Source organism: Sorangiineae bacterium MSr12523, assembly GCA_037157775.1.
Taxonomy (GTDB): Bacteria; Myxococcota_A; Polyangia; order Polyangiales; family Polyangiaceae; genus Pendulispora; species Pendulispora brunnea.
The window spans coordinates 4385506-4406947 of record CP089982.1; the positions used below are offsets into that span (position 1 = coordinate 4385506).

The window sequence follows — 21442 nt, forward strand, 5'->3', positions numbered from 1 at the left end:
CATGATGCGTATTCTGGTCTTGCTCCTTTTCCTGGGGGCATATGCTGCTTTGCAATCTCGGCTTCCCGCGAGCCTTCCAACCACGGCACCCGGGCCAAGCTTCTCCGCAGATCGAGCGCTCGGTACATTGCGCCGTATTCTCGGACCGGGGGAGCGGCCGCACCCTATGGGAAGTGAGGCAAACGCCGCGGTGTCCGAGCGCATCGTCGAGGTGCTTCGCGAGAATGGCTACACGCCGGCCATCGTGGAGGGCACCGTGTGCGGAGCCAACGCCATGTGCGGGAGGCCACGCAATATCGTGGTCCGCGGCGACAATCGATGGCCGCGCATTCTCGTCGCGGCGCATTACGATTCGGTCCCGGCGGGGCCCGGTGCGGCGGACGACGGGGCAGGGGTGGCGACGATGCTCGAGATGGCGCGTGCCATCGCCGCAGGCGCGAAAGTCACCGCCCGACCATGGTTGCTCTTCACCGATGGAGAGGAGGCGGGCCTTTTGGGCGCCGCACTATTCGAGAAGGAGGGCGCGCCCCATTTCGACTTCGTTCTCAACGTGGATGCGCGCGGTACGGGCGGCCCAGTGTTTCTCTTTCAGAGCAATCCCGAGTCTGCCCGCGCCGTGCACTGGTACGCGAAGGCGAGCCGGCACCCGCATACGAGCTCGCTCTTGCAAACCATCGCCGAGCAGCTGCCCAACGACACCGACTTCACAGTGCTCGATCGCGATGGCACGCCGGGGCTCAATTTCGCCTTCATCGGCCACCCGCTGCGGTACCACACGACCGCGGATCGCATCGATCATCTGGACGCGCGCTCCGTGCAGCACCTGGGGGAACAAATTCTCGATCTGTTGTCCACGCAGCCGCCCTCGGGGCCGGACGGGCGCCTCGTTTATTTCGACGTGCTCGGGCTCCTCGTCGTGCGCTGGGGGGAAGCACTCAACGGCTTGCTCGCGGTGGCGGCCTTCGTCGCGTGTGTCGCGGCGTCGGTGCGGCTGCGACCTTCGCGTCGCGCGTTCGTCCATGCGGCCATCGTCGCGGGGACCATTCCGCTCGCGGGCCTTGCGGCGTGGCCGTTGGTCCTGCTGCACCCCACGCCCTGGGTCGCAGCACCATTGGCCTTCGAATGCGCGGCCCTCTCGCTGGGCGTGCTCGCGGGCATTCTCGCTTCCGCGTGGACGGCATCGATCGATGCATGGGCAGGCACGTGGACCTTGCTCGCTGGTCTGGGCATCGTGCTCCACGTCGTCCTTCCAGGCGCGAGCTTCCTCCTCATCGTCCCGTCGCTCGTTGCCGGCGTGGCCATGCTCGTTGCGCCTTCGCATGCGCACGCGCTCGGCGCGCTCGCGTGGGGGCTCGTTCTCTGCGAACCCGCCGTTGCCATCTACGACGGTCTCGGAAGGGAAGGCCTCTGCGCGCTCGCCATGATGGCGGCCCTTGCGACCGTCGCTTCGAGCCCGGGGTGGCGGCCTACTCCTCGCGCAGCCTGGGCTCCGGCTGCCGCGCTGCTCGTAGCTTCCCTCATTGCCTGGCGCTCGGTCCGGGTCGACGCGCGCGATCCCGCCGGCGTGTGGCGCATCGCACGCTCGCAGCACGCGACGTGGCTCCTCGGTGCCCTCTCGGAGGCGTTCCTTCCGCCGCGCACCGCGAAGCTACCGCCGCAGGAGCCACCGCTCCCATGGCAGGACTTCGCGTTCTACGCGGACACCGGCGTGCCCGTCCGCACGGCATCCAAGCCGGGCGCCGAGTTCCACGTCGAGCAAGATCGCCTCGTCCTCACCGCGGGCGCCCGCCCATCGCGGCTCGCTCTTTCCGTGTGGCTCCCGAACAAAGGCGTCGCGCTCGACATCAACGGGCAACGCGTTCATCCGTCGCCCGAAGCCGGATGGCTGCGAGCCACGTGGGTCGGTGGCTCGGCGGCGACCTTTACCGTGTCGGGGCCGGAAGCCCCGCGCGCGGTGATCGCGGAGCTTCTCGCATGCCATGACGATCCCGCTTGCGAGGACGCGCCGCCCCTTCCGGCAGGGGCGGCGGAGTTCCAGATGGGGACGGTCCTCGAGCTCGTTTACAGGTCTTCCAATCCGTAGAGCGTCGCGGTGGTCTTGAGCGGGACCTTCGTCCAAGTGGCACCGCGGTCCTCGCTGCCGAGCAAGGTTCCGTTCGCGCCGGCCACGTACCAGTAGCGGCGCGTGAGGTAGCCCTCGCCCGAGTCGATGAGGGACGCATTGAGATCCGCCGTCGTTCCGGTGTTGGTCGCGTGCCAGGTTCCATCGGCGGTGCGCGTGAACGCTTTGCCGCCGGGGCCGACCGCCATGGCGAAGTCGCCGTGGCTGCTCACCGTGATGTGATTCAGCGGCACCCCGACGTCTTTCTCCAGCGCGAAGGTCGCGCCGTTGTCGCGGCTGAGGAAAATGTGCCCCGTCGCGTCCGCGGCGAGCAGGAGCGCTCCATCGATGTCACCTGCGACGCCGCGCAAGTCGCCCGCACCGGCAATGGTGCTCTTGGTGAAGGTCGCACCCGAGTCCAGCGAGCGAAGGATCGTTCCGCCATCCCCGGCGACGACGAAGAGCCCGCTCTTCGCAGCGGCGGCGCCGCGCAACGTGAGCTTCGGCGTGTTCGCGACCAGCCGCCAATGTTGACCGCTGTCTTCGGTCACGGCGAGTGCGCCGTTGTCGCCGGCGACCACACCGTGCTTCGTATCGAAGAAACGCACGGTGCGAAGCGCGGACGTCGTTCCCGAGCTTTGGTCGACCCAGGTCTTGCCCGCATCGACGGTGTACCAAACGCCGCCCTCGCTGCCGACGGCCCACCCAATGTAGTTGCCCATGCAGCCGACGCCGTAGAGGTTGCGCGTGCTGATCGAGCGCTCCGCCCACGTCTCCTCGTCGAACGTCTGGGCGAAGGTGCCGACGTCGCCCACGACCGACGACCAGCCCGGCGGGGGCTTGTCACCGCCACCGCTATCGCTTTTTCCACCATCGCCGCCGCCGACTGGCTGCTTCTGCTTGCTGTCGCCGTCATCGCTGCTTCCGCATGCGATCACGAGGGCAGATGCAAAGAGAACCGACGACAACGAAGCAACCAACCGGAGGGAGATGCTGTTGTTCATGTCGGCCAAACTAGCACCCGAAAAATACGCTACCAGACGGGACAATTTCCCCCCACCCCTGGGATTTCCATGCACCAACTACCCGTCCAGCCGGCCGTCCACGTGTCGAATGATCCGTACCTGCATTTTCTTTCTTGACCGAAGAGCTCTGAAGCTGCTTTATGAGCGCTCTCTTTCCGCCGGGGCGGGTAGCTCAGCGGTAGAGCGCTGGCCTTACAAGCCGGATGTCGCAGGTTCAAGCCCTGTCCCGCCCACGAAGAAGTCAGAGCGACGGACAGAAAAAAAACGGAAAAAACTCTTCGAAGTTCCTTCCGGTTGATGTAGAAGACGCGAACTCCAAACGGAGCAAGCAACACGAAGTAGACGAACGAGAATAGAGTAACTTATTGCAGCAAAGGCCAATCTGGGGCGGTAGTTAAGTCGGTTATAACGCCGGCCTGTCACGCCGGAGGCCGCGGGTTCGAGTCCCGTCCGCCCCGCAGATATGTGCTTGTTTCAGAAGTAGCGAATTCCTAAAGGTGTCACTGGTGACAGGTCCAGTGGCACCTTTTTCGTTTTGTCCCTTTCGCGCATTCGTCCCAGGGCGAACTCGTCCGGACGGCGCCGCGAGAAGGACCCACCGACATCGATGAGGTTCGGGTAGCGCGTCACTTCACCATCCGCGGGGATGCGGTTGCTCTCGAGACGGGAACCCGCGACCGCAACACGGCGACCGCGCCCGGCAGCTCCGATGCGACCGCGGTGGTGGATGCCGATGCGTCCAGCCGCTCGGCGGCAAGTGATGCCGGCCAAGTGGATGCTGCCGGATCGGCGCCGCACGCTGAAAATGTGGCGAGCGAGCGCCCCGGGAAAGGTCACGTGGCGTGTGACAGCCTATCGTTGCGCGCACGAGCACGTCTCCGAAGTACATCGCTCCCCCTCCCACCGTCCGAGTCGACAAGAAGAAGGCGAAGGCCTTCATTGCCATGCTGCGGGACGAAATTGCCGAGTCGCTCAGCGGCAATTGCCTGCGCGAACGGTACGTCGGCGACGAGCACAGTGCCCTCGGCGTGGAGATGGATCGCACGATTCCGCAAGACCAAAGTGGGTTCGAGACCATTCTGCTCAACGTCATGTTTTGCCGGCCATGTGACACGAAGGAGAGGCGATGCACCGATGCCTTCGAATCCCCCGAGGGGGCTGCCGTGTGGGTTGAACGATACGCGAAGTAGAGGCACGAGGTTCTCTCGATGGCCCGCGCGACCGGCGCAACCCCCGGATGATCCTGCGTGCGGAAGACATCCTGTCCGTTCTCGCGCGCGCCTACGCAACCGGCGACGAGACCCTTTTCGCGACGTCGCGAAAACGCTGGCGGAGGACGCTCCCGTGCCACCGGCCACCAGCCGACAGAATAGGCCAACTATTAGCTTCGCATTCTGGGATGTCTTGAGCAGTCGGGACCTTGCGTAGCGAATCCTTAAAGGTGGCACGGGTGACAGGTCCAGGCCCGCCGCGAGAAGGACCCACCCCGCGGAGCAGGTCCGAGTTCTCGCGGCGCGTGGATCAGAGCGCGCCGAAGATGACGCCCTCGAGTTCGAACCAGAAGGACGAATCCGCCTGGTCCGTGTAGCGGCCCGAGAAGGCATCTCGGAAGCACGTGGTGGTCAAGTGCGCGTCGCTCATGCTTTCGAGCGTATTTCCGGCGAAACGAACGAGGTGATCGCTTCCCCACATCGACGAGGTTCGGCAGCGCGTCACTTCACCATCCGCGGGGAGGCGGCAGGAGCCCGTGTACACGGTGTTGGTCGAGTAGACGAGCCCTCGATAGAGGAAGTGAATCTCGCCATTGGCCGCCGAAATGCGGAACTTACCCTCACGCAGAACGTTGTAGTACGTCGAGTCGTAGCCTTCGCCGATGTACGGCACCGGCGAATACTTGGCCGATGCGAGATTGCCGCTCTGCGCTTCCTCCGGCGGAGTGCGCCATGGCGAGCACCCGGTGAGCGCGGAGCAACGGCGCTTGCGGATGTAGAGTTTGTAATCACCAAGGTCCGGGGATTCCGTATTTCCCGGCGGAATGAGGGCGATGGCCTCCGGTCGGGTCATCGATGGTCCGGCGCAACTTGCCGGGTCGAACGGATCGACGGTGGGAGGCAATGCAAGGCATACCTGATTGGCGAGCAATTCCTGCTCGGTGTGGATTTCCGTTCGCCCGTCGTTGCACGTCACATCGAAGCGGCCGTCGGGTCGCTTCGATATCGTTTTCGCATCGCCCATTGCCGGGAACTGATCCGACGACGCCTCTTCCTTCCCACCGTCATTCATTTCGGACGCGCAACCGATTCCAAACAACGCGACGGAAACCGAGACGAAAGCAAAAGCATATGATGAACGCATTGGAGTGGACCCCTCTGGTTGATGGCCTACCGCTCTTCGCTGCGAAAGAGGTCTACTCGTACGCTCATCGATCGAGCGATCTCCCTTCCTTGCGAGGCAAATAAACGCGCATTCCGCGCGAATCTACCGATAGCCGAGGACGTGCGCGGCGACGCCGGCGATGGCACCGCCCAGAACGAGCCATGTGGTGTTCAGCTTGAAACGAACGAGCAACACCGCGCCCGCGATGGCGAGTATCGCGGTGACCGTATCGACCAACGCGGAGCGCGCGAGCTGGACCGTGACAACCGCCATCAATGCGAGCGTCGCCGCGTTGACCCCATCGAGAAAGGCGCCCGCACCGGCCGAGCGTCGCATGCGTCCGAGAATCGGACGGGTTGCGGCGACCAAAACGAAACCGGGAAGGAAGATTCCGACGGTGGAAACGGCGGCGCCGGCGGGACCCGCGATGATGTAGCCGATGAACGTGGCCGTGGTGAACACCGGCCCCGGTGTGATCTGACCCACGGCGACGGCATCGAGAAGTTGCGCCTCGGTGAGCCAGTGGAGCCGATCGACGAAGTCGGTGCGCAAGAATGCGAGCAGCACGTAGCCGCTGCCGAAGACGACGGCCCCCATCTTCACGAAGGTGAGGAACAGCGTCAGCAGGTTGAACGATGTGCCGCCGACGGCGAGCGCCGGTGCGAAGAAGGCAAGGCCCGACGCGTCCCCCGCGCGATGTCGAAAGCGATGCACCGCAAGGCAAAGCGCACCGGCGCCGACGAGCACGGCGAGCGGCTCGACCCCGCACGCAATTCCAATGCCCGCGAGCACCGCGAGTGCGCCCATCGCAGGTGAGGGAACCGCCTTGGGCGCGAGACCCCAAAGCGCCTGCACCACCACGGCGATGACCACCGGTTTGACGCCGTAGAGGACGCCCCCGAGTTGCGGCAGCGAACCAAAATGGACATAGGCCCAGGCGATGGCGGTGACCATCAACGCCGCAGGCAACACGAAGGCTGCGCCCGCAACGAGCAGCCCGCGCCAGCCGGCGCGCTCGTAGCCAATGTAAATCGCCAGCTCGCTGGAGCTGGGCCCGGGAATCAGGTTCGCCGCACCGAGCAGATCGAGAAAGCGCTCGTGTGCGAGCCACTGCCGCCGGCGCACGAACTCGTTTTCCATCATGGCGATGTGCGCGGCGGGACCGCCGAATGCGGTCACACCCAGCTTGAGGAACGCCCACGCGAGCTCGGCCAACATGCGGGTGCAGTATACCTATTCGCGGCCGCCGCGAAGCGCGGCGGCTTGGGCGCGGAAGACGCGGGCGAGCCCGTCCACGGAGCCCCGCAAAGCGGTATCGCGCCGGCGATCGTGCGCGAAGAGCGCGTACGTCGTTTGGGTCAAATCGTCCAACACCGGGGAGACGCGCACGAGGCTCGCATCCGAATCCGCGATCCAGCAGGGAAGGAGGGCCAGCCCCACCGAGGCGCGTGTTCCCTCGAGAATGGCCACGGCGTTGGTGAAGCGAAACGTGGCCGGGGCGCGGCGCCGCTCGGTGAGCCAGCGTGAGACGGGCATGTATTCGTGCTCGGCGTCGAAGCCGACCCAATCGCACGATGTGTAGCGCTTCTCGCTGTGCGCGAGCCGATGCCGCGCGACGTACTTGGACGCGCCGTAGATCGCGAAGGACATGGCGCCCAGCTTGCGCGTCACGAGATCGCCCGCGGCCGGGATGCTCGCGGTGAGCACCACGTCCACCTCGCGGCGTGCGAGGCTCGGTGGCTGGTGGGCCATCTGCACCTCCACCTCGAGCTTCGGCACGATGGCCCGCAACGCCCCGATGTGCCGCACCACGAACATGGTGTCCCATTCATTGGCCGACAGCCGCACCACGCGCGGACCGCGCAGATTTGCCGCGCGCACCAAATCGTCGGCCGCCGCCGCCATTTGCGTGGCCGCGGGAAGAAGCGCATGCCCCTCCGACGTGGGCCGGTAGCCCACGGGCATCCGTTCCATGAGAGGCACCCCGAGTGCGGCCTCCAGCGCTTGGATGCGCCGCCCCACCGTCATGACGCTCACGCCGCAATGGCCTGCGGCCTTGGCGTAACTACCGCTCGACGCTACGGCGAGGAAAATACGGACGTCGCTCCATTCCAGGTCGGGGCGTTTCATCGTTGTTATGGTCTATCACATTTTTGATACTTACCGCGGCCACGCCCTTCCTCCATGTTTGGTGCATGAACGACGCACACGAATGGATTCAGCGATGGGACAGCCAACAAGAGCGCTACATCGAACGGCGGGAGGAGCGCTTCACGGTCATCGGTGACGTGCTGGAGGAGGTTTGCCCGCCCGATGCCAAAATTCTCGATCTGTGCTGCGGCCCCGGCAGCCTTGGCTCCCGACTTGCCGCCCGGTTTCCGCGCGCGCACGTCACCGGGGTCGATTTCGATCCGGTGCTCCTCGGGCTCGCACGCGAGGTGCACGCCGCCGACCCGCGTCGGGCGTGGATTGAAACCGACCTTCGCCGCGCCGCTTGGTACAAGGAAGGGCAGCTGTCACCCGGATTCGATGCGGTGGTCAGCACGACGGCCCTTCATTGGCTCAGTGGGGCCGAACTCACCCGCGTCTACCGCGACCTTGCTGGTCTGCTCCGACGGGGCGGCGTCTTCCTGAACGGCGACCACATCGCGCCCGCGCCAAATGAGGCGCGCCTCGCCCGCATCGGCAAAGCTCGGCGCAATCTCGTAGAACGCGACGCCGACCTACGCGGGAGTGCCACATGGGATGGCTGGTGGGAGGAGATTGCCGCCGACCCTGCGTTTACCGCATTATGGCAAGAACGCCGTCGCCGCTTTGGCGATCGTCATGGCGAAGAGCCGATTACCTTGGCCTTTCACCTTGCGGCGCTGCGCCAGGCGGGATTCGTCGAAGCCAATGTCGTATGGCAGCGTTGGGACGACGTCGTCATGGCGGCCCTGGTTGCTTGAATTGATTTTAAAATCGGCCATGCCGGCGTAGTCGTAATTAAGTAACGCAATCGTCGCGGTGAAAGTTCGCCACGACGCTAGGTTGCCGCCTGACGAAGGAGCGAAGCCGGCGAGGTCCGAGGGTGGGGACCCCAATCGTTCGTGGACCCCCGGCTAACCCCACGCTCCAAGGGGTGACCCATGAAGACGATGTGGATCGCAGCCTGCGCCGCTGCCGCGATGGCGGGAAGCGCCGTCGCGACGCCGGCGAGCGCAGGCAAGTGTCAGGCAAAGGATGCCGGGACCATCGAGGAGTACCCGCTCTCCGCAGGGGCGGACTCCGCGTACATCGCACCAGCGATGCCCAAGGCAACGTGTGGGTGGCGGAGTTTTTCGCCCGCAAAATTGCGAAGGTCACCACGTCGGGTGTGATCACGGAATATCCGCTCGCGACCACCGCGGGAAGGCCGATTGCACTGACCCCCGGCCCGGACCGAAGGATTTCCGAAGCGGACGCCAACAAGGTAGCGCGCATCACCCCGGCGGGCATTCTCACCGAGTTTGCCCTCCCCAATGCAGGGGCTTCGCCGAACGGAGCGCGCCTTGGTCGCGTCCGCGCCGTGACGACGCATTGACGCGTGACAACTCATTTCCTTTCCAACGACTCGAAGAAGACAACTTTTTTGGAGGCCAACATGAAGAGGATTGAAGTCGGTATTCTGGCGGCCGTTGCGGCCGTCTCCGTCGCCGCGTGTGGATCGAATGGCGGAGCCAACGAAAACGAAGACGTCGGGAGCACGAAAGAGCGACTGACCGGCCCCGGTGCCGATGGCATCTACGGATCGGACACGCTCGCCGAAGCCATCAACGCCGCCCTCGCGGCCTCGCCCTCGACCCTCGCGTATTACGGCAGCGGTTCCGGCAACGGAGAGAAATGCCTGCGCGGCCAAGCCGTCACCTACAGCGGCGCCACCTACTGCAGCGGCACCCGCGATCAGTCGATCGCCCCCATGTCGCGCAACCTCAATGGGTGCCAGGCGGGTGAAGTGAGCCACCGCATTGCGCTCGACGGCATCGGTGTCTGGAGCGCCAGCGGCCAGACCATCTCGGATCTCTCGCTCGCGGACGTGCGCAAGGCATTCTGCGGCACCGACGGCAGCGGCAGCGCCGCCGCGTGTACCGCGACCACCTGGAGCACCCTTTCCAATGGCGCGTCGGCGACGAATCCGTCCGCGACCATCGTGAAATACCGCCGCGACGACGCGTCGGGCACGACCGACACCTTCAAGTCGATCCTGTCGGCCGCCGGCCTGGCCTGCAGCGCGTTCTGCGCGGACGTCAAGGTCGTCGTCGACACCGAGCAGGGCCCGAAGCTCTCCACGGACGGCACCGGCGCCTCGTCGATCCAGCCGCCCTGCCAGGCGAGCGACACGGCCACCGACTGCATCGGCCGCCTCGCCAACGCGAACAGCAGCGTTCTCGCTTACGCGGGCCTCGGCGCGACGGCGAAGGCGCCTGCCAAGGCCCTCTCCATTGCGGGCAAGACGCCCACCACGGCGAACATCCGCGCCCTCGTCACGACTCCGTCGAGCGCCTACGCGTTCGCGCGTTTCCTCTACCTCAACGAGAGCACCACCAACGTGCGCGATCTCGAGGAAGAGAAGTTCTTCAAGTGGGCGTTCGGTCAGTCGCCCTACGGCACCTCGTCGACGAAGCTCTCCTTCGAGAGCAAGCTCACGGGAGCCGGCTTCATCGCGTGCACGGATCCCGCGGTCTCGGGCCACGTCGCCCTCGACTGCGGCGCCAGCGCGTGCCCCTGAGATCAACACCATTGACCTGATATGATCCGACGCGCTGCGCCCGTCAGGACGCAGCGCGTAGGACTCTTTTGTCTTCGATGTCGATTGGCGCAGGCCGGCAAATTCGTAGTGCGCCCATGTCGTGGAAACGAATATATCGCGAATGTGTGACGTTTCCGAAGGTGTAATCAATTAAGTTGTTTAAAGGATAGCCCACTTCTATGTTCCCGGCGCCCAAAAAGGAGCTTAGCGGGGATGTACAATATATCGACGCGTAAGGGCGCGATGGCGCTGCTTATCATCATGATTGCGGCCGCGCTTGCAGGTGCAAGTTGCGGGGGAAGTGATTCCGCGACGCCGTCTGGCGACGCTGGGCCGGAAGCCGGGCCATCGGTGTGTACTCCGCCGGAGTCGCACGAACATATTCCGCAAAGAACGGCGGCAACTGCACAGGAGGCACTCGATACATTTGCAAATTTGTCGGGTGAAATCGAAATTCAATGTGGCAACTGCCACAAGGCTCCCGCGCAGCAAGGCGGATTTTCCTACGATGGCACGCGTGAGGGGCTCTGCTCCGCGAAGGGCCAGAGCGGGAAGACGCCGGCGCAAATGATGATCGAGGGCCGGATGCCCAAAGGCATCGGTGGGCAGCAGCCGCTCGGCCGCAGGCTCCAGGCGTGGATCGATCAAGGTTGTTCGGCAACGACGTACGCACTTCCCACCGGCAATGGATCGGTCAATACCGGTGACTTCCAGGTATCCGCCTCGGTCGGCGCCGCGCTGACGGATCTCGGGAGCTGCATTCCCAAGCCCGAGATTGCCGGGCGGGACGACGTGACGGACGCGCGTTTCGCTGCCGTGAAGTCGTTTGCCGATCTTCCGGTGAAGCTCCAGGAGACGGACGTGACGTCCCTCGATGCGGAGGTGCTCGCGCGAAAGGGAACATTTGCCTACGCGCCCGAGTACCCACTCTGGTCGGACGATGCGCAAAAGCTGCGATTGGTCCACGTACCTGCCGGCAAGCCGATAACGTACGATCCGGCGACCAAGCATTTCGTGATTCCGCCGAACACGCGGTTCTACAAGACGTTTTTCAAAGCGGTCGTCGAGCAGGACGGTGTGACGCGTTATCGCAAGATGGAGACGCGCATCATCCTGACCCGTGAGAAGGCGGAGGATGCCGTATTTGGCTCGTACGTGTGGAACAGCGACGAGACGAGCGCGAAGCTCCTCGGTACGGGACTCAACCCCGACGCACCGGATCAACGTGAGACCTATCTAAATGGGAAGCCATTCCCCGATTACGTGCGCCCCTACAGGATCAGCGAGATCTCGCAGGACAACCGCAGTTATGCCGTTCCCGGGAGCGAACGGTGCATTGCGTGCCACACGGGTTCGGAAGGCCAAAACTTCATCCTCGGGTTTACGCCGACCCAGATTCATCGGCGCCCGAAAGGCGAGGGCGGGAATCTGGCCCCGGAGGTAGGAGCCAGCGAGCTCGATATGGCGAGCCGTTTGATGGCCTACGGGGTAGTGACCGGCATTGCCGCGAGCGACTTGCCGAAACTCGAAGAGTCGGCCCTGCCGCGCCGGCCGCGCAATCAAGACGAGCTCCGCGTGCAGGCGTACGCGGTGGGCAACTGCGCGCATTGTCACAATGAGAACGGGTACGCGGTGCGCAGCAATCCATCGCTCGGCCGATTCGACCTTTCACCGGGCGGTACGGTGTTTGGTTTCGACTTCAAGTCCATCGGTGCGGACGGATCGCCGTATTTCACCTTCGATCCGAGCGATCCGTCGCCCGCCAGCGTCGTGTCCGCCCTCGTCCGGAGTAGGACGTATGCACGGACCGTGCTTCCGACGGGCGCCTTCGACATGGACGCCTTCGGGCTGCCCAAGGATCCCAATGGATTGACGGCCTTCTTCAATTTTCATATGCCCCTCAATGTACCGGGCGTCGACTGCCGATTGAGTACTCTGATGGCCCGCTGGTGGGCATCGGTGCCGCGCGATTACGGCAATCCCGGCGTCGAAGCTCCCGACAATCCCAAGGCCGTCGCGGACGGTCTTGCCGCCGCGGATGCCGCCGAGGCGCGTGCCAAGCTCGATTGCCGTCTGCCATCGGGGCTCGAGTGGGTGCTCGAGGATACGACGGAGCGCAAACCGTACTTGCCGCGCAATATCGACTGGCCGACGAAATTGGACGGCTGGATTCGCGACCGGGCCATCACCGCCCAGCACGAAGAACTCGCGAAGAAAACGTATTACCAAGGCTACTTCGACAATCGGTACAATAGCTGCAATTTCCCGGCGAACGCACCGCCGCCGGCCCGGATCGAGCCCTGGATGGTCAAGCCGACGGGCGACGGCGGGCCGGTAAGGCCGTGGGCGCAGCTCTATGTGACCAATCCCGGGGAGCATATCTATGCCGGAGTTTGTGCGAACTGCCATGGGGTGCGTGGCGATGCGCAAACGGGTGCCGCACGCGCGCTGCGGAGCACGTCGGGGGCCCGCGTTGCGGACTTTCTCGATGGAATGGTGGGCCCGCGCGACAATCCGGCCGCCAATGTCGACTGTTTCGACCACGGGACGGGAACGACCGGGTGCAACGGCGGTCTGGGGGCGAACGGCGCGGCCAAGTACCTCGTATGGATGGGCAATGGCGGTACGAATGTCAGCTTCGGTCGGACGCCCGACGAGGAGAAGACGTTCTTCAATGCATTCGTCACCCGCCGCGCGCTCGGGGCCGTCCCTCTTCCCATCGCGCTGACCACGGCCGATGCTGCGTTCACCAAATCCAAGGCCAACATGCTCGAAGTTGCCCGCGTCACGTGTGAAAGCATTCGCACGGACAAGGACCACTACGTCCAGACCTACGACCAATTCGTCGCGGCCAAAAATTGGGAAGGACTCCGCGCCGACCCCGCATTGTTCGGTGTGCCGATGTGGCGCGACGTCTGCACGCTCGACAATCCGCTCACCGACGCACTTCGAAGCGCCGACGCGCTGTCTCCGGAAGTCCGCGCGTGGCAGGACAAATCGGTCTTCAACGCCGGAACGATGGTCTACTTCTTCATGCGCGACGAATTGAGCAAGGGCACCGTCGCCATCGCACGCAATGCTTGCGATCTCAAATATCCAACGGAGTGATTTTCAATGAGAACTTCGACCGGAAAATGGCTTACGCTCGTGGGAACGTTGTGCGTCGCGGCGGCCGCGGCCAACGGATGCAGCGACGACGACCCAGCGACTCCCGGCGGTAACGGGGACGGCGGTCTGCCGGATCAATTCGTACCCGACGGCTCCGCGAAGGACACCGGTGCGGACGTCAAAGACGCCGGCTCCGACGTGGGGAAGGACACGGGCCCCACGACGTGCGGCGTCGCACCGGATCCCGATACGGCCGTCAAAGTCCGTTTCGTCAACCTATTGATGCCCGTAAACAGCGGCGCGGCCGTGGACCAGGCCCCAGGCTACGCGCTCCGCCTCAATGCCAGTTACGCCGACAATACGGTATTGTCGAATTTCCCCGTCGTGCCGGCCGGAACCGGTGCGGCGTCGGTCACGCCGTATGCAAAGATCCCGGCAGGTGACATCACGTTTGCCGCGCAGGAAAACAGCGCGGATGGTGGGCCGGGGTTCAAGGTCTCGGCGACGGTGCAATCGGTTCCTGCCAGGGCGCGCCTCACCGTCGTGGCCCTCGGGCGACCGCGCCTTACGGGATCGGCATCGAGCCGGGCGAAGCTTCTGATTCTCGATGAATCGAAGTTGTCCAAGCCGGCGTGCTCGGAGATCGGTCTGCGTTTTCTGAACGCCGACAACGCACTCGATAGTGATGCATTTACGCTCGGCGCCGCGACGACGCCGGCCGAGGCGGTGCCGAGATTGGCCGCGGGCGCGGACACGGGCTTCAAGGCGCCACTGGCAACCGCTGCGATGACCCTGACCGCGACGAGTGTCCCCGCCATTTTCGGCCCCACGGGACAGGCTCCGTTCACCATCCCTTCCACCGTATTCGCGGCAGGCCGGACCTATCTCGTGGCCAGTGTGGGGGAAACGTATCGATTTTCGGATGACGAACGAAGCCATGGTTTGCTGGTCATTCCCGTGGGAGACGATACCCCGGCACAGTTCATCAAACGCGATCCGCTCGTGTACTTCTTCCACGCCTCTCCGCCGAGCACCCCCTCGGAGCTCGAAGTTCGCTCCGGTGGAGGGCGGCTCGCCATCGGCCTAAAATACGCAGCGACGCCGACGTATGCCGATTTGCGGCCGAGTGGCGCGGCGTTGCAATTCGTCCAGCCTGCGGGGGACGCAGGGGCGCCGGTGACGGTTCTCGACAATCAGGCTACGGGGCCGCTGGATCCGGGCGGTGTCTACTTCGGTAGCCTCATGGGCCTCGCCAATGGTACGGGGGAGCAGCAGCTTCGGTTCAAATCGTGGAAGCTTCGGCCGCGGCCCGCCTACGGCGTCATCGGGACCCCCAGTGACTCCTATGCTGGTCCCGTCGTTGCTTTCGTGCAGGCATCGCCCACCGCGGCGGCCGTCGACGTGGGCTACTGGTCCGTCAATTCCGGTGGCAGCAAGGGCAGCACCTTTACGTCGCCGCTCACGAACATTCCTTATGGCGGTGTGAGCGCCCTTGAGGGCGTCAAGTTCCCGGTGACGTGGAACGTGCAATCCTGGTACGGCGTGCAGGGAACGGGCAGCGCCAGCACCAATCGTGCAAGCTCGGGGACGCAATTGGGCAATCGCTGGTACACCGCCGTCCTCGCGGGAGACTGGAATGCAACCGACGCCGAGCATGGCGCGCAGCTCGTCATCCTCGATCTCTCCGCCCCCTCGACGACGTTGAGTGTCGCTCTAGCGCACCCGTGATACCCATCTACGGACTCGAGAGATCGTCACCCGCGTAAAGCGCTTCGATGTCTGCGGCATATTTCGCCTGAATCGGGCGGCGTTTGAGCTTCATCGTCGGGGTGAGCTCGTCGCCGCCCGGATCCCACGGTGCATGCAAAAGCTTGTACCGCTTGATCTGCTCCACGCGGGAAAGCCGCTCGTTGGCGCGCTGCACGGCCTCGGCGATGGCCTCGGCCAGCGGCGGGGATTCCGCGAGCGCCGCCAGCGGCAGGTCCTGCATTCCCCGCTTTTTGGCCCATGCCGCGGCCGCCTCGGCCTCGAGCACGAGCAACGCCACGTTGTACGGGCGCCGATCGCCGATGCACACCGCTTGCCCGATGAGCGGGCTCGCGCTCTTGAGCGTGCCCTCGATGTTCGCCGGCGACATGTTCTTGCCCGCCGAATTGATGATCAATTCCTTCTTGCGGTCGACGATGCGCAGATAGCCCGCTTCGTCGACGGTTCCGATGTCGCCCGTGTGAAACCATCCGTCGCGGTCGAGGGCCTCCCGGGTCTGCTCGGGAAGTCCGCGGTAGCCCTTCATGATGGTGCGTCCGCGAAGGAGCACTTCGCCGTCCTCCGCAAGGCGCATTTCCACCCCTGGAATGGGCGGCCCCACGGTGCCGATGCGAATGGCCTCCGGCGGATTGAACGTCGCAATGCACGACGATTCCGAAAGCCCCCACACTTCGCAAATCGGAATTCCAATTGCCGCGAAGAACTCGAGCACGTTCTCCGCGATGGGGGCGGCGCCCGACAAATACCAGCGCACCCGATCGAGCCCCAGCATGGCCCGCAACGGCCGCAGGACCTGTTCGTCCGCCCGCGCGTATTCGGCGAGCAGTGCCTCGTCGGGACCGGGCCCGCGGCCATGAATCGCCGCCTGCTCGGCGTGCACCTTGCGAAGCCCCACACCCATGGCCCATTCGGCTCCGCGCTTCATCGATTCGTCGGCCGACGCCGCCAGGTGTGCCTCGAGGCCAGCTTTCATCTTTTCCCAAACACGCGGCACGCCTCCCCAAATCGTGGGCCGCGTATCCACCACCGCCGCACTCAGCGCGCGCATATCGCCGACGCTCGTAATGCGCGTGCCGAATACGAGTGATACGTAATGGTTCAACATCCGATCGGCAATGTGCGCCGATGGCAAATACGACACTTTGCTCTCGTCCGGGCGAATCGGATAAACGGCAGAAATGGCCGCCAGCTCCGCGAGCGCATTGGCATGCGTGAGCTCCACCCCCTTGGGTGCGCCCGTAGTGCCCGAGGTATAAATGAGCGTGAGCACGTCGTTCGGCTGCACGGCATGCCACGCCGTATCGAAATCGAAGTCCGCTTCGTCTCCCGCAATTTCCAAATCATCGAGGGTCATGGCGCCGTCCGGCGCATCGTCGTCGAGGCAAACGATATGTTCCACGGCGAGCTTCGCGCAGGCGGCTTTCACGCGGTCGAAAAATGCCCGCTCCGTAATCACGACATGGTTGTTGGCATTTCGAAGAATCTCAACCAACTGTGGTACGGACGACGTGTTGTACACGGAAAACGGTGTCGCCCCGAGATGCATGGCCGCCGTATCCACGAGGTGAAACTCGGGGCGATTGGTCAGCATGATCGCGACCGTATCGCCGCGCCGCACACCCAAGGTGAAGAGCCCCGAGGCCATCGAGCGCACGCGCCGCGCGTATTCACGCCAGGTAATGCGCTCCATGTCGCCCGGCGTTCGCAGTGCGATGGCATCCGGTTGGCGCTGGGCGTTCAGCTGAAAGGCTTCGCAGAGCGTTCGCACCCCCGGGCTCGTCTTCATCCGGCAAAGGCTAGCTCCGCGCCGGAAAAAAACAATCGTGACTGCTTTTTTCTGACCCCTTGATCTTTCCGACGGAACCGTCACCTTGCGGGGCGAATGGCTCGCGCGCCGATTTCATCTGCCGTCCCCAAGCAGCACCGCAGCCGCGTTACGCGCGAGCGGTTGCTGCGCGCGGCTGTCGAGTGCCTTGCGGAGCTGGGGTGGGCTCGTACGACGATGGGCGTCATTGCCGACCGTGCGGGTGTTTCACGCGGTGCATCGCAGCATCATTTCCACACACGCGACGAGCTGGTGACCGCGGCCATCGAGTACGGCGCCCGCGCGCGGTTGGAGGAGATCCGTCGCGAAGCATCCATTACCGCCATTCCGCGGCGGTCACGTTCGGAGGCCGTGCTCGACTTGCTCGTGCGCTCGTCCGGAAACACGCTTTTCATGGCCGCGCTGCAATTATGGGTCGCCGGCGCATCGGACGAGCGGCTGCGCGAGCAACTCATTCCATTGGAGGCGAGGGTAGGGCGCGAAGTGCATCGCGTGACTGCGGAACTGCTCGGCGTGGACGACCGTCAGCCCGGTGTTTACGAATCCATCGAGGCCACACTCGATTTGGTGCGCGGGCTGATGTTGGCCAATCTTCTTCGCGCGCATCCGGAGCGGAGTGAAAAGGTGCTTCACCAATACGCGCGCATGCTCGATGCCGCCGTCCCATCGGTCTCGTCACTCTCGTCGCTCTCGTCGACGGCGTCGAAGCGATCATCGAAAAAGGCAAAGCCTCAGGGCAAGTAGTGTTTTGATTCGGGCTGCAACGCAATGGGTTGTTGCGACGGCCTGTCCCCGGGGTGACCCAAACGGATCCCCTGCAGGATGACCGCCAACAGAACGACGTCGAGCAGCAGCCAGGGAAGGAGTGTACGTGTCATGCCCTGTTATATGGGCATCTAACTCGTTCGTGACAAGGCTAACTGTTAGACAAAGATCGAATCGGTTCGATTTGACCCGAACTCGTTAGGCTGGTATCGAACTTGCTGTGCCGAAGCCGCGTTCCGACGAAGACGCCGTAAGAAGCCGATTTTCCTTCGAGGTTCACCTCCGCTTCGAGCTTTGCCAGGCCGTGCAGATCCTCACCGATCCCACGAGTCGGGTTCACCCCGCCTGGCGCGCCGAGGCGCTTTCCAAGCTGCCGCCGGCCTTTCACGAGTCGTACGCCGCGTTGGGATCGTGGCCGCAAATGTGGTCCATGATCCCCGATGTCTACCGGGGCGAGTCCGTGCCATCGCGCTTCGAGGACCTGATGGCGCGCATGCGCGACATGCCCTTGAAGGACTTCCAATGGCGCGTGCTGATTGGCTCGCTCCACGGGACCAAGATCGTCGAGCGGCTGCTCGCCGGAAAAATCGACGTGGTGGAGGCCACCTCGAAGCTGCCGGCGTGGAAGCGCGAGTGGCTCGAATACGTGGAGCTCTATCCACCGAGCCTGGAGAGCTCCGGGGTGCGTTCGCTCACCTTGTTGTGCACCTCACCGGCGGAGTTCCGCGAGCGCCTCATCGCCGTGTTGACGCTCTTTTGGGAGCGCGTCTTCGCCCGCACGTGGGAAGCACTCTTGCCCCAACTCCAACGCTCGGTCGCCGAGAAGGAGCGCTTGTTCCAAACGTGCAGCATGAGCGAATTCATGCGATTGGCCTTGCTGAAAATCGAGGTCGAAGAGCATGGCTTTCGCTCACTGCGCGGTGGTTACCGCCTTCCTTATGCGGAGCTCCGCGAGGTGCACGTGCTTCCCTCCGCGGTCAATGAACACCGCTTTTGGTCGGTGTACGACGAGGGGCAGGGGGGCTCCTTCCTTTACCTGCCGTATTTCGATCCGGCGCTGACGCTCGATGCACCGCGTGTCGCCGCGCCCGCCGTGCCTTTCGAGCCCCTGGTGGACCCGGCCTTCATCTTCAAGGCCCTCGGCGACAGCACGCGCTTCACGATCGTCTCCATCATTGCCAAGTCGCCCCGCAGCTCGGCGGAACTAGCGACACTGCTCAAAGTGTCGCGCCCCACGATATCGCATCACATCGTTGTCTTGCGCGAAGCAGGACTCATCGACGAGGAGCACAAGAGCGGCTCCATCTTGCTTTCGCTGCGCCGAAAAACCATCGAAGGCTTGTCCGCGTCGACGTTGGCCCGCCTCTATCCGCACGGCTAGGGCCCGTCGCGTCGAGTTGTTCTGGTATCCGTTTTGCAGCGATGGCCCGCATGTTCAAGGTCTCTTATCGGCGCACTATCCTCTTAGGCTGCTTTCTCGTGGGGCAAGGGCTTGCGCTCGGCGCATGTGGTGGCTCGGATTCGACTGGCCAGGTCTCGACCCCCGAGACCCGCGACGCTCTCCTCGCGAGCGCGTGTGATCGCTGGGTCATGGACCTCGCGGAGCACGGGCTCACCCTGGACAGAATTATCAAGGCTGGGGCGAATGACGGGAGTGATGACAACGATTTTTATGACTGGGGCCCCAAACCGCCGCATGTCGATCTGCGCACGCTCACACCGGCGGGCCGCGAGATTGTCATGAACTCCTATCGCACGGCCTGCATCGACTACGCCGCGCTTCCTTCGTCGCAAATCACGGGCGCGTGGCTCGATGCCTGCCGCGAGGCGCTCGTCGCCGAGCTCTCCGCCGGGTCGCCACCCCACACGATGCCGGGATCGTGCAAGCCGCCAGCGGGTGTCGGGACCGTCGGTTCTCCTTGCACCGGTCATCACCAGTGCGGCAGCTTGCGTTGCGACGGCACCTACATGGGTCACTGCGGCACGTGCCTTCCGCCGGCCACCGTCGGCGAATCATGCGGGGGGATCTCGTGTGGCATCGGCTTCTTCTGCGCGGCAGGGCCGATTCCCCCAGGAGGGCATGCTCCCTCGCGGTGGACATGCGAAGTGAGCACCAGCCCCCGCGTTCCACCGGACCCTGTCGCCCCGGTCGTCTGCGGGAGCAGTGAAACCGGATCGTGCGCATCCGACCAGCTTTGTGGGGGGCCCGTATCGCGTTGTGCGCGGCTCGTGGCCGAGGGCGAAAGCTGCATTGAACAATACAATGACAAGCTGACCTGCGCCCCTCGAAGCAAGTGCGTCGACGGTCGTTGTCGCGCCATGGTGCCTACCTGCCCGCGCTGATCCACCGCTCCGCGGGTGCGTTCTTCGAAGTGAATCGGATTCGAAACGAAACCGTCACAATTGCCCGCACTTTATCCACAGCTTACACATTTTCATCCACAGCTCGGCGCTCGCCGGCGCTTCAGAGAATTCACGGGGAGGCGGGGAGTGGAACTGCATGCGCAGCGCGCAGGGTTTTTGGGGTTTCAATGGACTCATGGAGCCGATTGAAATCCCAAAAAACTCCCCGCCTCCCCGCCTCCCTGTGAATCTTCTGGAGCTTCGCGACCGCCGCCTAACGCCGTTTGGCGCTGCGGATTTTTTCTTGGAGGCGAGCGACCAGGCCGAGGACCTCGTTGCGGGGCACCTTGGCGCCCGAGCCGCGTGATTCGATGGCGGCGAGCGATCGGTCTGCGAGTTCGACGCTGAGCGTGGTGAAGCCGACGAAGCCTGCGGGTGAACCCGCCTCCTCCAGCGCCGCGATGTATTGGCGCGCTTCCCCGAGATCGGCCCGCGCGAGTGCGAGGATCTCTTCGCGGGCGATGCCGCGCGGAAGGTACGTCCGTCCGTCTTGGGCGTCGGAGCGCTCGTCCTTCAGAATGTTCACCAGTTGCAGCCCCTCGCCGAAGGCGCGCTCGTGTCGGACGAGGGTCGACTTCACGGCAGCGAGCTCCGGCACGTCGTAGACGAAGAGCGCCGTCACCAACTCACCGACGATGCCGGCCACCACGTAGCAGTAGGCACGCAGCGCAGGGACGTCGGCCAGTTGCACATGACCTGCCGCGTCGGCCTCGCGTAATGTTTGCGCCATCCCCTCGGCCGTTCGCGCGGCATGCTCGAGAACGATGCGCGCTCGGGCGGCAGGCCAGGTCGAAACCTGATCGAGAAGCGCTGGAAACGCGATCAGCAGATCGAGACACCCCGGGTCGGTCGTCGCGTTGCGCACCACCCAATCGCGACTCGCCGTCCTCGCGCGGGCTGCATCCCCGTGGCGAAGGATGGGAACGAGCTCGTCCAGCGCGGCCACCCGTGCATCGCGCGACCAATGGCCCGCGTCCTCCAAGGTGTCTGCGACTCTGAACAAGAGGTAAGCGAGCGCCAACGCGTTCTGCGTAGGTTCCGGCAGAAGCGGGATGGCCAGCGCAAAGGTGCGGCTCGTCCGTACAAGAAGATCCCGTATGACAGCGGGTGCAGCAGGCGTAGGACGCGATTCCGATGTCAGTCGAAGCATATTGTAGAGGTATGGGGCGAATGCTCCCGCCGTCGAGTGCAGTGTGTTCCGCTACCTAATCCTCGTAGTGATGCGAATCCCTTTTAGCAGATGCCCGCCTCGACGATGCAATAAGAAGCAACCGTCCCAGTTCGTTGGCTTTTTTTCATCACAA

At 64.2% G+C, this 21442-nt stretch carries 17 protein-coding genes and 2 tRNA genes; 12 read left to right on the forward strand and 7 right to left on the reverse strand.

All coding sequences use genetic code 11. The annotated features are described in order from the left end of the window. Positions 1 to 166: 166 nt before the first annotated feature. Positions 167 to 2083: a M28 family peptidase gene (locus LZC95_17260; protein ID WXA98569.1), complete on the forward strand. Its 1917-nt coding sequence runs from the start codon at positions 167 to 169 to the stop codon at positions 2081 to 2083. Here the strand turns inward: LZC95_17260 and LZC95_17265 are convergent. Beyond that, on the reverse strand, positions 2062 to 3105 hold the full coding sequence (locus LZC95_17265) for a YCF48-related protein (protein WXA98570.1): 1044 nt from the start codon (positions 3103 to 3105) through the stop codon (positions 2062 to 2064). The two genes, LZC95_17260 and LZC95_17265, sit on opposite strands and share 22 nt — an antisense overlap. Before the next feature lie 182 nt (positions 3106 to 3287). Between LZC95_17265 and LZC95_17270 the strand changes: the two genes are divergently transcribed. The 3 genes from LZC95_17270 to LZC95_17280 all read left to right on the forward strand — a co-directional run bounded on the left by LZC95_17270 (position 3288) and on the right by LZC95_17280 (position 4316). Next, positions 3288 to 3359: transfer RNA gene (locus tag LZC95_17270), tRNA-Val, on the forward strand. Between the two features lie 151 nt (positions 3360 to 3510). After that, a tRNA-Asp gene (locus LZC95_17275) sits at positions 3511 to 3584 on the forward strand. Between the two features lie 486 nt (positions 3585 to 4070). Further along, entirely contained in the window at positions 4071 to 4316 is a 246-nt protein-coding gene (locus tag LZC95_17280) for a hypothetical protein (GenBank protein WXA98571.1), read from the forward strand. Between the two features lie 331 nt (positions 4317 to 4647). Here the strand turns inward: LZC95_17280 and LZC95_17285 are convergent, their stop codons facing one another. The 3 genes from LZC95_17285 to LZC95_17295 form a co-directional block, all read right to left on the reverse strand. Next, a complete protein-coding gene (locus tag LZC95_17285) occupies positions 4648 to 5409 on the reverse strand; it encodes a hypothetical protein (GenBank protein ID WXA98572.1) in 762 nt (253 codons plus the stop codon). A 195-nt stretch (positions 5410 to 5604) separates the two neighbouring features. Further along, the gene (chrA, locus tag LZC95_17290; protein ID WXA98573.1) at positions 5605 to 6720 is read right to left on the reverse strand and encodes a chromate efflux transporter; all 1116 of its coding nucleotides are present in this window, start codon (positions 6718 to 6720) and stop codon (positions 5605 to 5607) included. 15 nt (positions 6721 to 6735) lie between these two features. Continuing rightward, entirely contained in the window at positions 6736 to 7632 is an 897-nt protein-coding gene (locus tag LZC95_17295) for a LysR family transcriptional regulator (protein WXA98574.1), read from the reverse strand. Positions 7633 to 7697: 65 nt separating this feature from the next. On the opposite strand from LZC95_17295, the gene LZC95_17300 reads away from it, so the two are divergent. The 5 genes from LZC95_17300 (at position 7698) to LZC95_17320 (ending at position 15106) form a co-directional block, all read left to right on the forward strand. Beyond that, a complete protein-coding gene (locus LZC95_17300; protein WXA98575.1) occupies positions 7698 to 8450 on the forward strand; it encodes a class I SAM-dependent methyltransferase in 753 nt (250 codons plus the stop codon). A gap of 173 nt (positions 8451 to 8623) precedes the next feature. Continuing rightward, positions 8624 to 9064: a hypothetical protein gene (locus LZC95_17305; GenBank protein WXA98576.1), complete on the forward strand. Its 441-nt coding sequence runs from the start codon at positions 8624 to 8626 to the stop codon at positions 9062 to 9064. Positions 9065 to 9124: 60 nt separating this feature from the next. Continuing rightward, on the forward strand, positions 9125 to 10249 hold the full coding sequence (locus LZC95_17310) for a substrate-binding domain-containing protein (protein WXA98577.1): 1125 nt from the start codon (positions 9125 to 9127) through the stop codon (positions 10247 to 10249). A 264-nt stretch (positions 10250 to 10513) separates the two neighbouring features. After that, the gene (locus LZC95_17315; GenBank protein ID WXA98578.1) at positions 10514 to 13378 is read left to right on the forward strand and encodes a hypothetical protein; all 2865 of its coding nucleotides are present in this window, start codon (positions 10514 to 10516) and stop codon (positions 13376 to 13378) included. Between the two features lie 6 nt (positions 13379 to 13384). Continuing rightward, complete coding sequence (locus tag LZC95_17320; GenBank protein WXA98579.1) at positions 13385 to 15106, forward strand: hypothetical protein; 1722 nt, start codon at positions 13385 to 13387, stop codon at positions 15104 to 15106. A 7-nt stretch (positions 15107 to 15113) separates the two neighbouring features. Here LZC95_17320 and LZC95_17325 read toward each other — a convergent pair whose 3' ends face one another. Continuing rightward, positions 15114 to 16931 carry a long-chain fatty acid--CoA ligase gene (locus LZC95_17325; protein ID WXA98580.1) on the reverse strand — a complete coding sequence of 606 codons (1818 nt, stop codon included), beginning with the start codon at positions 16929 to 16931 and terminating at the stop codon, positions 15114 to 15116. A gap of 96 nt (positions 16932 to 17027) precedes the next feature. On the opposite strand from LZC95_17325, the gene LZC95_17330 reads away from it, so the two are divergent. Next, positions 17028 to 17714: a TetR/AcrR family transcriptional regulator gene (locus LZC95_17330; protein ID WXA98581.1), complete on the forward strand. Its 687-nt coding sequence runs from the start codon at positions 17028 to 17030 to the stop codon at positions 17712 to 17714. On the opposite strand, the gene LZC95_17335 is transcribed toward LZC95_17330, so the two are convergent. Next, positions 17702 to 17848: a hypothetical protein gene (locus LZC95_17335; GenBank protein ID WXA98582.1), complete on the reverse strand. Its 147-nt coding sequence runs from the start codon at positions 17846 to 17848 to the stop codon at positions 17702 to 17704. The two genes, LZC95_17330 and LZC95_17335, sit on opposite strands and share 13 nt — an antisense overlap. A gap of 107 nt (positions 17849 to 17955) precedes the next feature. Here LZC95_17335 and LZC95_17340 point away from each other — a divergent pair, with 107 nt between their 5' ends. Both LZC95_17340 and LZC95_17345 read left to right on the forward strand, forming a co-directional pair. Then, positions 17956 to 19116, forward strand: coding sequence for a winged helix-turn-helix domain-containing protein (locus LZC95_17340; GenBank protein ID WXA98583.1), 1161 nt, complete (start codon positions 17956 to 17958; stop codon positions 19114 to 19116). Positions 19117 to 19157: 41 nt separating this feature from the next. Further along, complete coding sequence (locus LZC95_17345) at positions 19158 to 20078, forward strand: hypothetical protein (GenBank protein ID WXA98584.1); 921 nt, start codon at positions 19158 to 19160, stop codon at positions 20076 to 20078. 274 nt (positions 20079 to 20352) lie between these two features. Here the strand turns inward: LZC95_17345 and LZC95_17350 are convergent, their stop codons facing one another. After that, complete coding sequence (locus LZC95_17350) at positions 20353 to 21288, reverse strand: squalene/phytoene synthase family protein (GenBank protein ID WXA98585.1); 936 nt, start codon at positions 21286 to 21288, stop codon at positions 20353 to 20355. Positions 21289 to 21442 lie beyond the last annotated feature (154 nt).

Excerpts from the sequence above, each read along its gene's own strand:
- LZC95_17345 (WXA98584.1), top strand. The coding sequence starts at position 19,158 with ATGGCCCGCATGTTCAAGGTCTCTTATCGGCGCACTATCCTCTTAGGC.
- chrA (WXA98573.1), bottom strand. The coding sequence starts at position 6,720 with ATGTTGGCCGAGCTCGCGTGGGCGTTCCTCAAGCTGGGTGTGACCGCA.
- LZC95_17285 (WXA98572.1), bottom strand. The coding sequence starts at position 5,409 with ATGAATGACGGTGGGAAGGAAGAGGCGTCGTCGGATCAGTTCCCGGCA.
- LZC95_17325 (WXA98580.1), bottom strand. The coding sequence starts at position 16,931 with ATGAAGACGAGCCCGGGGGTGCGAACGCTCTGCGAAGCCTTTCAGCTG.
- LZC95_17265 (WXA98570.1), bottom strand. The coding sequence starts at position 3,105 with ATGAACAACAGCATCTCCCTCCGGTTGGTTGCTTCGTTGTCGTCGGTT.
- LZC95_17330 (WXA98581.1), top strand. The coding sequence starts at position 17,028 with ATGGCTCGCGCGCCGATTTCATCTGCCGTCCCCAAGCAGCACCGCAGC.
- LZC95_17335 (WXA98582.1), bottom strand. The coding sequence starts at position 17,848 with ATGACACGTACACTCCTTCCCTGGCTGCTGCTCGACGTCGTTCTGTTG.
- LZC95_17295 (WXA98574.1), bottom strand. The coding sequence starts at position 7,632 with ATGAAACGCCCCGACCTGGAATGGAGCGACGTCCGTATTTTCCTCGCC.
- LZC95_17300 (WXA98575.1), top strand. The coding sequence starts at position 7,698 with ATGAACGACGCACACGAATGGATTCAGCGATGGGACAGCCAACAAGAG.
- LZC95_17280 (WXA98571.1), top strand. The coding sequence starts at position 4,071 with ATGCTGCGGGACGAAATTGCCGAGTCGCTCAGCGGCAATTGCCTGCGC.
- LZC95_17260 (WXA98569.1), top strand. The coding sequence starts at position 167 with ATGGGAAGTGAGGCAAACGCCGCGGTGTCCGAGCGCATCGTCGAGGTG.
- LZC95_17315 (WXA98578.1), top strand. The coding sequence starts at position 10,514 with ATGGCGCTGCTTATCATCATGATTGCGGCCGCGCTTGCAGGTGCAAGT.
- LZC95_17350 (WXA98585.1), bottom strand. The coding sequence starts at position 21,288 with ATGCTTCGACTGACATCGGAATCGCGTCCTACGCCTGCTGCACCCGCT.
- LZC95_17310 (WXA98577.1), top strand. The coding sequence starts at position 9,125 with ATGAAGAGGATTGAAGTCGGTATTCTGGCGGCCGTTGCGGCCGTCTCC.
- LZC95_17320 (WXA98579.1), top strand. The coding sequence starts at position 13,385 with ATGAGAACTTCGACCGGAAAATGGCTTACGCTCGTGGGAACGTTGTGC.